Origin of the sequence: Pseudomonas sp. A6, assembly GCF_052367875.1 — a bacterium.
In the GTDB taxonomy this organism is placed as follows: Bacteria; Pseudomonadota; Gammaproteobacteria; order Pseudomonadales; family Pseudomonadaceae; genus Pseudomonas; species Pseudomonas citronellolis.
The window spans coordinates 1,937,594-1,950,622 of the sequence record NZ_CP198970.1 but is presented as its reverse complement, the minus strand read 5'-3'; the positions used below and the strand labels follow the sequence as shown (position 1 = coordinate 1,950,622).

Annotated in this window: 16 protein-coding genes; 2 read left to right on the top strand and 14 right to left on the bottom strand. The window is 69.4% G+C overall.

What is annotated here, in order from left to right:
- Position 1 precedes the first annotated feature (1 nt).
- The 6 genes from ACTWJ5_RS08890 to ccmA form a co-directional block, all read right to left on the bottom strand.
- Positions 2-1,978 carry a heme lyase CcmF/NrfE family subunit gene (locus tag ACTWJ5_RS08890; RefSeq protein ID WP_444438202.1) on the bottom strand — a complete coding sequence of 659 codons (1,977 nt, stop codon included), beginning with the start codon at positions 1,976-1,978 and terminating at the stop codon, positions 2-4.
- Positions 1,979-1,980: 2 nt separating this feature from the next.
- Positions 1,981-2,463 (bottom strand): cytochrome c maturation protein CcmE, encoded by a 483-nt coding sequence (ccmE, locus tag ACTWJ5_RS08885; protein ID WP_043313581.1) that lies wholly within the window; start codon positions 2,461-2,463, stop codon positions 1,981-1,983.
- A complete protein-coding gene (gene ccmD, locus ACTWJ5_RS08880; protein WP_009621127.1) occupies positions 2,460-2,636 on the bottom strand; it encodes a heme exporter protein CcmD in 177 nt (58 codons plus the stop codon). The genes ccmE and ccmD overlap by 4 nt, the downstream gene beginning before the upstream one ends.
- Positions 2,633-3,379 (bottom strand): heme ABC transporter permease, encoded by a 747-nt coding sequence (locus tag ACTWJ5_RS08875; RefSeq protein ID WP_099049042.1) that lies wholly within the window; start codon positions 3,377-3,379, stop codon positions 2,633-2,635. Before ACTWJ5_RS08875 ends, ccmD begins: the two co-directional genes overlap by 4 nt.
- Before the next feature lie 64 nt (positions 3,380-3,443).
- Positions 3,444-4,115 carry a heme exporter protein CcmB gene (gene ccmB, locus ACTWJ5_RS08870; RefSeq protein WP_116425731.1) on the bottom strand — a complete coding sequence of 224 codons (672 nt, stop codon included), beginning with the start codon at positions 4,113-4,115 and terminating at the stop codon, positions 3,444-3,446.
- Positions 4,112-4,783 (bottom strand): cytochrome c biogenesis heme-transporting ATPase CcmA, encoded by a 672-nt coding sequence (gene ccmA, locus ACTWJ5_RS08865; RefSeq protein ID WP_116425730.1) that lies wholly within the window; start codon positions 4,781-4,783, stop codon positions 4,112-4,114. The genes ccmB and ccmA overlap by 4 nt, the downstream gene beginning before the upstream one ends.
- Positions 4,784-4,959: 176 nt before the next feature.
- Between ccmA and fliK the strand changes: the two genes are divergently transcribed.
- Both fliK and ACTWJ5_RS08855 read left to right on the top strand, forming a co-directional pair.
- Positions 4,960-6,540 carry a flagellar hook-length control protein FliK gene (gene fliK / locus ACTWJ5_RS08860; protein ID WP_444438199.1) on the top strand — a complete coding sequence of 527 codons (1,581 nt, stop codon included), beginning with the start codon at positions 4,960-4,962 and terminating at the stop codon, positions 6,538-6,540.
- Positions 6,537-6,851 (top strand): EscU/YscU/HrcU family type III secretion system export apparatus switch protein, encoded by a 315-nt coding sequence (locus tag ACTWJ5_RS08855; protein WP_249919204.1) that lies wholly within the window; start codon positions 6,537-6,539, stop codon positions 6,849-6,851. Before fliK ends, ACTWJ5_RS08855 begins: the two co-directional genes overlap by 4 nt.
- 69 nt (positions 6,852-6,920) lie before the next feature.
- Here the strand turns inward: ACTWJ5_RS08855 and ACTWJ5_RS08850 are convergent, their stop codons facing one another.
- The 8 genes from ACTWJ5_RS08850 to ACTWJ5_RS08815 form a co-directional block, all read right to left on the bottom strand.
- Positions 6,921-7,451 carry a hypothetical protein gene (locus tag ACTWJ5_RS08850; RefSeq protein ID WP_145923864.1) on the bottom strand — a complete coding sequence of 177 codons (531 nt, stop codon included), beginning with the start codon at positions 7,449-7,451 and terminating at the stop codon, positions 6,921-6,923.
- Positions 7,452-7,528: 77 nt separating this feature from the next.
- A complete protein-coding gene (locus ACTWJ5_RS08845; protein WP_444438197.1) occupies positions 7,529-7,939 on the bottom strand; it encodes a DUF2802 domain-containing protein in 411 nt (136 codons plus the stop codon).
- A 1-nt stretch (position 7,940) separates the two neighbouring features.
- Positions 7,941-8,420 (bottom strand): chemotaxis protein CheW, encoded by a 480-nt coding sequence (locus ACTWJ5_RS08840; RefSeq protein WP_009621111.1) that lies wholly within the window; start codon positions 8,418-8,420, stop codon positions 7,941-7,943.
- Between the two features lie 74 nt (positions 8,421-8,494).
- Positions 8,495-9,370: a CheW domain-containing protein gene (locus tag ACTWJ5_RS08835; protein ID WP_074984729.1), complete on the bottom strand. Its 876-nt coding sequence runs from the start codon at positions 9,368-9,370 to the stop codon at positions 8,495-8,497.
- 83 nt (positions 9,371-9,453) lie between these two features.
- Positions 9,454-10,242, bottom strand: coding sequence for a ParA family protein (locus ACTWJ5_RS08830; RefSeq protein WP_074984731.1), 789 nt, complete (start codon positions 10,240-10,242; stop codon positions 9,454-9,456).
- Positions 10,243-10,288: 46 nt separating this feature from the next.
- Complete coding sequence (gene motD / locus ACTWJ5_RS08825) at positions 10,289-11,173, bottom strand: flagellar motor protein MotD (RefSeq protein WP_069863804.1); 885 nt, start codon at positions 11,171-11,173, stop codon at positions 10,289-10,291.
- A gap of 13 nt (positions 11,174-11,186) precedes the next feature.
- Positions 11,187-11,927 carry a flagellar motor protein gene (locus ACTWJ5_RS08820; RefSeq protein WP_074984733.1) on the bottom strand — a complete coding sequence of 247 codons (741 nt, stop codon included), beginning with the start codon at positions 11,925-11,927 and terminating at the stop codon, positions 11,187-11,189.
- On the bottom strand, positions 11,927-13,021 hold the full coding sequence (locus tag ACTWJ5_RS08815; protein WP_116425727.1) for a protein-glutamate methylesterase/protein-glutamine glutaminase: 1,095 nt from the start codon (positions 13,019-13,021) through the stop codon (positions 11,927-11,929). The genes ACTWJ5_RS08820 and ACTWJ5_RS08815 overlap by 1 nt, the downstream gene beginning before the upstream one ends.
- Positions 13,022-13,029: the final 8 nt, after the last annotated feature.

Below are 13,029 nucleotides of genomic sequence, written 5' to 3'. Positions count from 1 at the left end.
CTCAGGCTCCCTGTCCGGCGGCGAGGCCCAGCGCCTCGCGCACCTTGGTTTTCACTTTCAGCCGGTAGCGCCGGTCGCACGCCGCCAGCACGCCGCCCAGGGCGGTGAGCAGGCCGCCCAGCCAGATGAAGCGGACGAACGGCTTGATGTGCAGGCGCACGGCCCAGGCGCCGTCGTCCAGCGGCTCGCCCAGGGCGACGTAGAGGTCGCGGGTCAGGCTGCCGTGGATGCCGGCCTCGGTCATCATCGAGCGCTGCACGCTGTACAGGCGCTTCTCCGGGTGCAGCACGGCCACTTCGCTACCGTTGCGGGTGACGCGGATGGTGCCCTTGTCGGAGGTGAAGTTGGGGCCTTCGAAGTGCTTGGTGCCTTCGAAGGCGAACTGGTAGCCGCCCAGCTCCACGCTCTCGCCCGGGGCCATGCGCAGGTCGCGCTGGGCGCTGAACTGGCTGGTGAGGACGATGCCGATGGCGCACACGGCGATGCCCAGGTGCGCCACCTGCATGCCCCAGTAGCTGCGGTTGAGGCTCGCGGCGCCGGCCACCAGGCCCTTGTGGCGGACCTTGTCGAGGAAGTCGCGCACCCCGCCGAGGATCACCCAGAAGGCCAGCAGGAACACCGCCAGCACCGGCCAGTGCAGGTCGCCGTAGAGGAAGGTGGCGACGCCGCCGAGCACCACGGCGCCGATCAGCACCGGCGTCAGCATGCGCAGCAGCCACTGCGTCGGGGTGTCCTTCCAGCGCACCAGCACGCCCACGGTCAGGGCCAGCATCATCCCCGTCATCAGCGGCACGAACAGCGCGTTGAAGTACGGCGGGCCGACCGACAGCTTGGCGCCGCTGATGGCGTCGAGCACCAGCGGGTAGAGGGTGCCGAGCAGGATCATCGCGGCGGTCACCACCAGCACCACGTTGTTCAGCAGCAGCAGGGTCTCGCGCGACCACAGGGCGAAGCCGACCTGGCTCTTGACCACCGGCGCGCGCAGAGCGAACAGCGTCAGCGAGCCGCCGACCACCACCAGCAGGAAGGCCAGGATGAACACCCCGCGCTCCGGGTCGGAGGCGAAGGCGTGCACCGAGGTCAGCACCCCGGAACGGACCAGGAAGGTGCCCAGCAGGCTGAGGGAGAAGGCGGCGATGGCCAGCAGCACCGTCCAGCTCTTGAACACCCCGCGCTTCTCGGTCACCGCCAGCGAGTGGATCAGCGCGGTGCCCACCAGCCAGGGCATGAAGGAGGCGTTCTCCACCGGGTCCCAGAACCACCAGCCGCCCCAGCCCAGCTCGTAGTAGGCCCACCAGGAGCCGAGCACGATGCCGATGCCGAGGAAGGTCCAGGCCACCAGGGTCCAGGGCCGCGACCAGCGCGCCCAGGCCGCGTCGAGGCGGCCGCCGAGCAGCGCGGCGATGGCGAAGGCGAAGGCCACCGAGAAGCCGACGTAGCCCATGTAGAGCATCGGCGGGTGGATGATCAGGCCCGGGTCCTGCAGCAGCGGGTTGAGGTCGTTGCCGTCGGCCGGCACCTGCGGCAGCAGGCGGCTGAAGGGGTTGGAGGTGATGATCAGGAACAGCAGGAAGCCGGTGCTGATCATCCCCATCACCGCCAGCACCCGCGCCAGCATCGGCTCGGGCAGCTCGCGGGAGAAGATCGACACGGCGAAGGTCCAGCCGCCGAGGATCAGCGCCCAGAGCAGCAGCGAGCCCTCGTGGGCGCCCCACACGGCGCTGAACTTGTAGTACCAGGGCAGCGCGCTGTTGGAGTTGCTGGCCACGTAGGCCACGGAGAAGTCGTCATGCAGGAAGGACCAGGCCAGGCAGGCGAAGGCGAACACCAGGAAGGCGAACTGCCCCCAGGCCGCCGGACGCGCCAGGCTCATCCACTGGCGGTCGCCGCGCCAGGCGCCGACCAGCGGGAAGAAGGACATCACCAGCGCCATGCACAGCGCCAGGATCAGCGACAGGTGGCCGAGTTCCGGGATCATCGTCAGTTGCTCCCCTGGGCCGCGGCGCCGGGCTGGCCGCCCTGCTGGTATTCACCGAGCTTGCCGCTGTCCTTCAGCGCCTTGGTGACTTCCGGCGGCATGTATTTCTCGTCGTGCTTGGCCAGCACCTCGTCGGCGGTCAGCACGCCGTTCTGGTCGAGCTTGCCGAGGGCGACGATGCCCTGCCCTTCGCGGAACAGGTCCGGGAGGATGCCGCGGTATTTCACCGTGACTTCCTTGGCGAAGTCGGTGACCACGAATTCCACGTCCAGGGAGTCGGCCGAGCGTTTCAGCGAGCCCTTCTCCACCATGCCGCCGGCGCGGATGCGCGTATCGTGCGGCGCTTCGCCGTTGGCGATCTGCGTCGGCGTGTAGAACAGGTTGATGTTCTGCTGCAGCGCCGACAGCGCCAGGGCCACGGCGACACCGACGCCGGCGACGATGGCGAGGACGATGTACAGACGCTTCTTGCGGACCGGATTCACTTGCTGGCCTCCCGGCGCAGACGGCGCGCCTCTTCTTGCAGGTAACGCTTGCGCGCCAGGATGGGCGCGGCCACGTTGATCGCCAGCACCACCAGGCTGATGGCGTAGGCCGACCACACGTAGGGGCCGTGGTGGCCCATGGCGAGGAATTCGCCGAAGGAATGGAAACTCATAGCGCGCGCTCCACCTCAGCCTTGACCCAGGACGCGCGGGCTTCGCGCTTGAGCACTTCCAGGCGCATGCGCATCAGCAGCACGGCGGCGAAGAAGCAGTAGAAGCCGAGCACCATCAGCAGCAGCGGGATCCACATCTCCGGCGGCATCGGCGGCTTCTCGGTGAGGGTGAAGGTGGCCGGCTGGTGCAGGGTGTTCCACCACTCCACGGAGAACTTGATGATCGGGATGTTGACCACCCCGACGATGGCCAGCACCGCGCTGGCCTTGGCCGCGCTGTCGCGGTTGCCGATGGCCTGGCCGAGGGCGATCACGCCGAAATAGAGGAACAGCAGGATCAGCATCGAGGTCAGGCGCGCGTCCCACACCCACCAGGCGCCCCAGGTCGGCTTGCCCCAGATGGCCCCGGTGACCAGGGCGACGAAGGTCATCCAGGCGCCGATGGGCGCGGCGCACTGCACGGCGACGTCGGCGATCTTCATCTTCCAGATCAGGCCGATGGCGCCGGCCACCGCCAGCATCACGTAGCAGGACTGCGCCAGGAAGGCCGCCGGCACGTGGATGTAGATGATGCGGAAGCTGTCGCCCTGCTGGTAGTCCGGCGGCGCGAAGGCCAGGCCCCAGACGAGGCCGACGGCCATCAGCAACGCCGCGGCGACGGCGAACCAGGGCAGCCAGCGTCCGCTGATCTCGTAGAACCACTTGGGCGACCCAAGCTTGTGAAACCAAGTCCAGTTCATCATCAGGCTCTGTGTGTCAGGGCACTTTTTTCTAGTGCCGGCGCCGCTCCAGCGGCACCGGCAGGCGTCATTCGCCCACGCTGATCTTCAGGCCGGCAGCGATGGCGAAGGGCGTCAGCGTCAATGCTAACGCCGTCAGGCTGGCCAACCAGAGCAGGTGCCCGGCGGTCGGCAGCCCCTGCAGCGAGGCCTGGAGGGCACCGCTGCCGAGAATCAGTACGGGGATGTACAGCGGCAGGATCAGCAGCGCCAGCAGCAGCCCTCCGCGCTTGAGCCCCACGGTCAGCGCCGCGCCGACCGCGCCGAGCAGGCTCAGCACCGGGGTGCCGAGCAACAGCGACAGCAGCAGCACCGGCAGGCAGCGTACCGGCAAACCCAGCATCAGGGCCAGCAGCGGCGACAGCAGGACCAAGGCCAGCCCCGAAACCAGCCAGTGTGCCAGCACCTTGGCCAGGACCAGAAGAGGCAGGGGGTGCGGCGAAAGGACCCACTGTTCCAGGGAGCCGTCCTCGAAATCGCTGCGGAACAGGCCGTCCAGCGACAGCAGCACCGCCAGCAGCGCCGCCACCCACACCAGGCCGGGCGAGAGGTTCTGCAGCATCTGGGTTTCCGGGCCGACGGCCAGGGGGAACAGGGCGATGACGATGGCGAAGAACACCAGCGGGTTGGCCAGCTCCGCTGGGCGGCGGAACTGCAGGCGCGCCTCGCGCGCCAGGAGCAGGCCGAAGACGTTGCTCATGCGCCCTCCCCGGCCGTTTCGCGGGCGTGCTGGCCGAGGTCCAGGTCGCGATAGCCGCTGGGCATGCGGCTCAGCGTGTGGTGGGTGGTGAGCACCACCAGGCCGCCGTCCTCGCAGTGCCGCGCCAGGTGCTCCTCGAGCTGGGCGACGCCCTGCTTGTCGAGGGCGGTGAAGGGTTCGTCGAGGATCCACAGCGGCGGCGCCTCCAGGTACAGGCGCGCCAGGGCGACGCGGCGCTGCTGGCCGGCGGACAGGGTGTGGCAGGGAACGTCCTCGAAGCCGCGCAGGCCGACCGCCTCCAGGGCGCGCCAGATCGCCGTCTTGTCCGCCGGCTGGTGCAGGGCGCAGAGCCAGGCGAGGTTCTCCTCGGCGGTGAGCAGGCCCTTGATGCCGGCGGCGTGGCCGATCCACAGCAGGTTGCGCGCCAGTTCGCCGCGCTGTTCCTCCAGCGGCCGGCCGTTCAGGCGCACCTGCCCGGCGGTGGGCTGCATCAGCCCGCAGAGCAGGCGCAGCAGGCTGGTCTTGCCGCTGCCGTTGGGGCCGACCACCTGCAGCATCTCGCCAGCGGCCAGGCGCAGGTCCAGGCGCTCGAAGAGCATGCGCCAGTCCCGCTCGCAGGCGAGCGCCACGGTTTCGAGAAGCGGGCTGGTCAAGGCATCGGCACCCATCGGGAAAATCGAATTCAGGCTAAAGTCGGTGCAGCGCAGGCCGCTATAGTGGCCACGGGCGGCGCATTATACACGCCTGTTTCCGGCCCCGGCGCCGGCAATTTCGACAGCTTGTTAAGGCTTTTCAGGCATTCGCCGCCCCCGCGACGATGCGCCGCAAGCCCTGAAGGACGCAGATGCCGAGCGAGATTGGCGCTTCCCGCCCGCTCCCCATGGCCACGGCCAGCCGCTCCGTGCAGAACGCCGCGCAGCTGTCGCTCACGCTCGCCCGCAGCCTGGGCGACCTGCTGCCGCCCGGGCAGAGCGCCCAGGCCGAGGTGCTGGGCGTGAAGCAGGCGGCCTACAACTTCCAGCTGCTGCTGCGCCTGACCCTGGCCGGCGGCCAGCAGACGCTGGTCACCGCCGAGAGCCCGCAGGCCCTGCCCCAGGGCAGCACCCTGAACATTTCCGCCCTGAGCGCCACCAGCCTGGCCGCCACCCTGCTCTCCAGCGCCCAGCAGGCGCTGGGCGACCTGCCGCCGCTGGACAGCCTCGACCTGGAACAACTGCCGGTGGGCAGCCTGCTGCAGGGCAAGGTAGTGTCCAGCACGCCCCAAGGCGGCACCCCGGCGCAGCCGGCCAGCTACCGGGTGCTGCTCAGCCTGCTCGGCGGCCCCCTGGCCGGCCGCCTGCTGGACATCGACTCGGCGCGCCCGCTGAAGGCCGGCAGCCTGCTCAGCGCCCAGGTCCAGGACAGCCGCGCCCTGCTCTTCCTGCCCCTGGCCGGGCGCCTCGACCGCCTCGAACTGACCAGCCAGCTGGGCACCCAGCAGGCCCGCCAGGCCTCGACCGAGGGCCTGCTCGACAACCTGCTGGCGCTGAAGGCCGGCAACCAGTTGCCCGAGGCCCTGCGCGGTGCCGTCGAGCGCCTGCTCGCCGGCCTGCCCGACGTGCGCCAGCTGAGCGACGCCAAGGGCCTGGCCCAGGCCCTGCAACAGAGCGGCGGCTTCCTCGAGGCGCGCCTGCTCCAGGGACTGGCGCCGCTGCCGGGCGACTTCAAGGCCAACCTGCTGCGCCTGCTCGGCCAGCTCCTGCCCACCGGGCAGGGCAGCGCCGCGCCGGGCTTGCTGGCGAACCTCGCCAACAACGCCGCCGCCAACCTGGCCAGCAGCCTGCCGGCCTTCGTCCGCAACGCCCTGGGCGCGCTCAACCAGAACGGCAGCCCGCGCCTGCAGCAGGCGGACTTCCCGCTGCCCTCGCGCATGCTGCAGAAGCTGGAAGACGAAGACGACCTGGAGTCCCTGCTGAAACTGGCCGCGGCCGCCGTGGCGCGGCTGCAGACGCACCAGCTGAGCAGCCTGGTGCAGAGCGAGCCGCTGCGCGGCGGCGGCCAACTGCACACCTGGCAGATGGAAGTGCCCATGCGCGCCGAGGATTCGCTGGTGCCGCTGCAGGTGCGCATCCAGCACGAGGACAGGCGCGAATCCCAGGACCCTGAGCAGCCGCGGGAAAGCCTGTGGCGCATCGACCTGGCCTTCGACCTCGACCCGCTGGGGCCGCTGCAGGTCCAGGCCACCCTGGCGCCGCTGGGCCTGAGCAGCCAGTTCTGGGCCGAGCGCGAAAGCACCGCGAGCCTGATGGAAAGCGAACTCGGCTACCTGCGCCAGCGCCTGCAGGACGCCGGCTTCACCGTGCGCGAACTGTGCTGCAACAAAGGCCGCGCGCCACAAGGCGCACGCACCGCACTGGAACAACGCTGGGTGGACGAAAAGGCATGAACAGACAGACCGCGCCGCGCCAGGCCATCGCCCTCAACTACGACGGGCAGAACACCCCGACGCTGAGCGCCAAGGGCGACGCCGAACTGGCCGAAGCCATCCTGGCCATCGCCCGCGAACACGAAGTGCCGATCTACGAGAACGGCGAACTGGTGCGCCTGCTGGCCCGCCTGGAACTGGGCGACGCCATCCCCGAGCCGTTGTACCGCACCCTGGCGGAAATCATCGCCTTCGCCTGGTACCTCAAGGGCAAGAGCCCGGCGCCGCGAGCGCCAGAGAATGCCGCGAAGGCGTTGATGTTGCGGCCCTAGTGAAACAGCGAAGGCACTTCAGGGTGAAGTGCCTTCGCTATCGATGGCGTGGCTTTGCGGACGCCAGCCCTACCCGCGCGCCGGCCACTCCGGCATGCCGCGGACCGGCTTCAACGACGGGGCCTCGCTGGGAACCAGCGGGTGGGCACCCGGGAAGCTTCCCTGGTCGGCTTCGGAATAGTCGACAAGGCTGGCGACAACTGCGCGCAGCTGGCCGAGGCTGAAGGGCCGTTCCAGCACCTGCAGCAACGGCACGTGCTGGTTCCAGGCCCAGTCCAGCAGTTCGCGGCGCTGCGTGTCGCTGAAGCTGCCGACCAGCAGGAACTGCTGGATCTGCGGGTTGCGGCTCAGGTGCAGCAGGGTCGCGAGGTCGTCCTCGCAGAGGCTGAACTTGTCGTAGATGAACAGGTTGTAGTGCTGCCCGCCGGACAGCGCCTGGTCCACCTCGGCCAGGCTCACGCACAGGCTCAGGTGGAAGACTTCCAGGCGGTTCAGCAGGATGCCGTACTGCTGCAGGCAGCCGGGATGCGGGCAGAACACCAGGGTGCGGCGCGACAGCGGCAACATGGCGGTTTCCTCGAAGATGGCGACAGCAGCCACTGTAAAGACAGCTTCCGAGGAAAGAGATCGGACAAATCCGAAAAGCACCTAAGGGTATACCGAGCGGTCGCCCGGCATCATTCCTCGGGCTTGTGGCCGCTGTGCAGGCGGGTGATCAGCTCCGCCTCGGCCTGGGACAGCCCGCAGGCCTGGGCCAGGTCGGCGGCCGAGGCGCCCATCCCGGCCAGGCGCGCGGCCTGGGTGAAGGACAGGCTGGTGGGGTCGCGCTGCTCCAGGCGCGCCAGGCGCTCGGGCAGGTTGGCCAGTTGCTTGCGCAGCTCGCCCAGTTCCTCGCCCATGCGCACGTTGACGCGCTGGTAGGCCTCGCTGCGCTTGGCCAGCTCCTTCAGGCGCTGTTCCAGGGCGGCCTGGCGCGCGGCCTGCTCGGCCAGTTGCGCGGCCTGGCGGCGCTGCCCCTGCAGCAGCCAGGCGCAGAAGCCGCCCAGGCCGAGGCAGGCGACGGCGAGCAGGATGACGAGCTCGAGCACCTCAGATGCTCTCCAGCTCCGACCACTCTTCCTCGGTCATCATCTTGTCCAGCTCGACCAGGATCAGCAGCTCGCCGTTCTTGTTGCACACGCCCTGGATGAACTTGGCCGACTCGTCGTTGCCGACGTTGGGCGCGGTCTCGATCTCCGACTGGCGCAGGTAGACCACCTCGGCGACGCTGTCGACCAGGATGCCCACCACCTGCTTGTCCGCCTCGATGATGACGATGCGGGTGTTGTCCGAGACCGGCGCCGGAGCCAGGCCGAAGCGCTGACGGGTGTCGATGACGGTGACCACGTTGCCGCGCAGGTTGATGATCCCCAGCACGTAGCTGGGCGCGCCCGGCACCGGGGCGATCTCGGTGTAGCGCAGCACTTCCTGGACCTGCATCACGTTGATGCCGTAGGTCTCGTTGTCCAGACGGAAGGTGACCCACTGCAGGATCGGATCCTCGGCACCTTGCGCAGACGTCTTGTTCATATCCCTAGCCTCTCGTGTTCGGCCACGCTTCAAGGGTAGCGCGGCGGTTGTCGTTCAATTGCGTTGCCGGCCCGTCAGTGACGGGCCTGGCTGCGGAGCGCGCCGCTGTCGATCAGCCCGGCCAGGGCCGAGACGTCGAGCAGCGCGCACATCTGTTCGATCACCGTGCCGGCCAGCCACGGGCGTTGCTGGCGCTGGCTGCGCCATTTCACCTCGGACGGGTCCAGGCGCACCGAGCGGCTGACCTGGTGCACCGCCAGGCCCCATTCGTAGCCCTGCACGGAAATCACGTACTGCAGGCCCTCGCGGTAGTCGTCGCGGTAGCGCTCGGGCATCACCCAGCGCGCGGTGTCCAGCACCTTCAGGTTGCCCGACTGGCTGGGCAGGATGCCGAGGAACCAGTCCGGCTGGCCGAACAGCGGCGTCAGTTCCTTGCCGGCCAGCGGGTAGATGGAGCCCAGGCACACCAGCGGCACCGCCAGGGTCAGCCCGGCGACGTCGAACAGCAGGCACTCGAAGGGCTCGGCGGCCCACTCCGGGCGGCCGTCGTCGAGCAGCGCCAGCGGCGCCGGGGGCATCTGCGCGCTGCCCGGGCGGTGCAGGTCGATCACCTCGTCGGCAGCCTCCACCGGCTGAGCGGCTTCGACCACCGGCGCGACGGGCAACGGCGCCTCGGCCACCGGCAGCGGGACAGCGGCGCGGGTGACGCGGTGGGCATCGCGCACCTGTTCCTCGAGCACCGCGGCCTCGAACTCGTCGAGGCTGACGCTGCTGACGGGCTCGGCGACCGGCGCCGGCGCGGGAGCCGGCACGGCGGCCAGGACCGGGGCGGCCGGCGCGGGGGCCGGCGCCTCGACCTCGAAATCGTCGAATGTGGCCTCCTGCAGCAGCGCGTCCAGGTAGGACTGCAGCGCGAGCTGGGGGCGTGTGGCGGTAGCGGAACGGCTCATGCAGAAAATCCGCGCAAAGGGTTCACCCAGTCTATCGGCTGGACCGGGCCCGGACTTGAAGGCAGCCGTCGGAAAAACATCGCTCAGGCCACCTGGCTCGCCGGCACCTGGCCGAGCAGGTGCTTGAGCAGCGCGCGGTAGGCGATCACCCCGCGGCTGTTGGCATCGTGGCGCGACGGCACCACGCCGTGGCGGCTGGCGTCGCGCAGGCGGGTGTCGATCGGGATGAACGCCGGCCAGAGGGTCTCCGGGTAGGTGTCGCGCAGCATGCGCAGGGCGCCGATGGAGGCCTGGGTGCGGCGGTCGAACAGCGTCGGCACTATGGTGAAGGGCAGCGCCTGGCGCCGCGAGCGGTTGACCATGTTGAGGGTGTTGACCATGCGTTCCAGGCCCTTCAGGGCGAGGAATTCGGTCTGCACCGGGATCACCAGGTGCTGGCTGGCAGCCATGGCGTTGACCATCAGCACGCCCAGCAGCGGCGGGCTGTCGATGATGGCGTGGTCGAAGTCCTGCCACAGCTGCGCCAGGGCCTTGGAGATCACCAGGCCCAGGCCGTTCTGCCCGGGAGACTGGCGCTCCAGGGTGGCCAGGGCGGTGCTCGACGGCAGCAGGGCGATCTTCTCGTGGCTGGTGGGCAGCAGCAGTTGCCGCGGCAGGCCCTCGGGCACCGCGCCCTGGTGCTGGAACAGGTCGAAGACGCTGTGCTCCAGGGTGTCCGGATCGTGCCCGAAGTAGCTGGTCATGGAGCCGTGGGGGTCGAGGTCGACCACCACCACGCGCTTGCCGGCGTCGGCCAGCAGGCCGGCCAGGGCGATGGACGAGGTGGTCTTGCCGACGCCGCCCTTCTGGTTGGCTACCGCCCAGACTTTCATGCTGCTCTCCCCGGTCCGTATGCTCGGTTCATGTACTTCATCTTTCTCAGCTTCCAGGGGCCGGCGCCGGCGGCGGGGAATTGACGCCTCCGGCCGCGGGCGCACCACTGGCAGCCACCGGTGCAGGTTGCGTGCCAGCCTGCCGCAGGGCGCCATCGGGCTGCGCCTTGGCGCTGCCCACGCCGCTCACGCTGCGGCGCACTTCCAGGTTGCGGGAGATCACCAGCACCACCCGGCGGTTGCGCGCGCGGCCCTCGGCGCTGGCGTTGTCCGCCACCGGCTGGAACTCGCCGTAGCCCACCGCGGCCAGGCGCGAGGGGGCGACGCCGTCCTGGGCCAGCAGGCGGACTATGCTCGCTGCCCGCGCCGTGGACAACTCCCAGTTGGTGGGGTACTGGGCGTTGTGGATGGGCACGTTGTCGGTGAAGCCCTCGACGTGGATGGGGTTCTGGTAGGGCGCCAGAATCCTGGCGACCTTCTCGACGATGCCGAAGGCGGCGTCCGCCGGCATGGCGTCGCCGCTGGGGAACAGCAGGCTGGAGTTGAGGGTGATCTCGATCCACAGCTCGTTGCCGCGCACGCTCAACTGGTCGCTGCCGATCAGGTCGCCGAACTGCTCACGCACGGCATCGGCGATCTGCGTCAGCGGGTCGCCGTCGACGTTGTCGTCGCCGCCCTGCTGCATGGCGTCGTTGGGCTGCTGGGTGGTGCGCGGGCGGTCGTCGCCCACCGGGATCGGCTTGATCGAACGGTCCGGCTGGTTGAACACGCCGGTCAGCGTCTCGGAGAGGATCTTGTACTTGCCCTCGTTGATCGAGGAGATGGAGTACATGACCACGAAGAAGGCGAACAGCAGGGTGATGAAGTCCGCGTAGGACACCAGCCAGCGCTCGTGATTCTCGTGCTCCTCGCGGGGCGGTCGACGGGCCATGGCGCAGCGCCCCTCAGCCGACGAAGCCTTGCAGCTTCAGTTCGATGGAGCGCGGGTTCTCGCCCTCGGCGATGGACAGCAGGCCTTCCATCAGCATCTCGCGGTAGCTGGACTGGCGCATCACCAGGCTCTTGAGCTTGTTGCCCACCGGCAGCAGCAGCAGGTTGGCCATGCCCACGCCGTAGATGGTGGCGACGAAGGCCACGGCGATGCCGTTGCCCAGCTGGCTGGGGTCGGCCAGGTTGCCCATCACGTGGATCAGGCCCATGACCGCGCCGATGATGCCGATGGTCGGCGCATAGCCGCCCATGGCTTCGAACACCTTGGCGGCCTGCAGGTCGCGGCCTTCCTGGTTGAACAGGTCGACTTCGAGGATGCTGCGGATGGCCTCCGGCTCCACGCCGTCCACCAGCAGCTGCAGGCCCTTGCGGGCGTAGGGGTCGGGCTCGGCGTCAGCGATGGTCTCCAGGCCCAGCAGGCCTTCCTTGCGCGCGGTCATGCTCCAGCCCACCACGCGGTTGATGCCGCCGGGCAGGTCGACCTTCGGCGGCAGCACTATCCAGCGCAGCAGGCTCAGGGCGCGCTTGAGCACCAGCACCGGGGTTTGCACCAGGGCCGCGGCCAGGGTGCCACCGACCACGATGAGCGCCGCCGGACCGTTGGCCAGGGCGCTGATGTGCCCACCCTCGAGGAAGTTGCCGCCGATGATGGCGACCAGCGCGAGGATCAGGCCAACGAGGCTCAGCACATCCATCAGCCACAGGCCTCGGAGAGGTGCCGGCCGATGTCGTCGAGGCTGTACACGGCGTCGGCCAGGCCGGCCTTGGCGATGGCCATGGGCATGCCGTAGATCACGCAGCTGGCCTCGTCCTGGGCCCACACCTGGCTGCCGCTCTGCTTGAGCATCCGCGCGCCCTCGCGGCCGTCGGCGCCCATGCCGGTGAGGACCACCGCCAGGACCTTGTCGCCGTAGGCCTTGGACGCCGAGCCGAAGGTGACGTCGACGCAGGGCTTGTAGTTCAGTCGCTCGTCGCCGGGGAGGATGCGCACCACCCCGCGCGAGTCGATCATCATCTGCTTGCCGCCGGGCGCCAGCAGGGCCAGGCCGGGGCGCAGGTGGTCGCCGTCCTCGGCTTCCTTGACGCTGATCTTGCAGAGCTTGTCCAGGCGCTCGGCGAAGGCCTTGGTGAAGGCCGCCGGCATGTGCTGGATGAGCACCAGGGGTGCAGGGAAGTTGGCCGGCAGCTGGGTCAGCACCCGCTGCAAGGCTACCGGCCCACCGGTGGAAGTACCGATGGCGACCAGCCGGTAGGGCTTACGCTTTGGCGCGGCGGAGGCCGCCGGGGCCGAGGCAGGCGCCGGCTGCGCGGAAGCGCGCGGCGCGCTGCTGGCCGGCGCCGGGGCGCTGGCGCTGCTGCTCGGCGCGCTGAGGACCGAGGCATAGCGGCGGTTGGCGCGGGCGATGCTGTGGACCTTCTCGCAGAGCAGCTGGCGCACCTTCTCGGGGGTGCGCGAGATGTCCTCGAAGTTCTTCGGCAGGTAGTCCACCGCGCCGGCGTCCAGGGCGTCGAGGGTGACGCGGGCGCCTTCGTGGGTCAGCGAGGAGAACATCAGGACCGGCGTCGGGCAGCGCTGCATGATGTTGCGCACCGCGGTGATGCCGTCCATCAGCGGCATCTCGTAGTCCATGGTGATGACGTCGGGCTTGAGCGCCAGCGCCTGCTCGATCGCCTCGCGGCCGTTGGTGGCCGTGCCGACCACCTGGATCTGCGGGTCGGCGGAAAGAATCTCCGAGACGCGGCGGCGGAAGAATCCCGAATCGTCCACTACCAGGACTTTGACAGCCATAAACACTC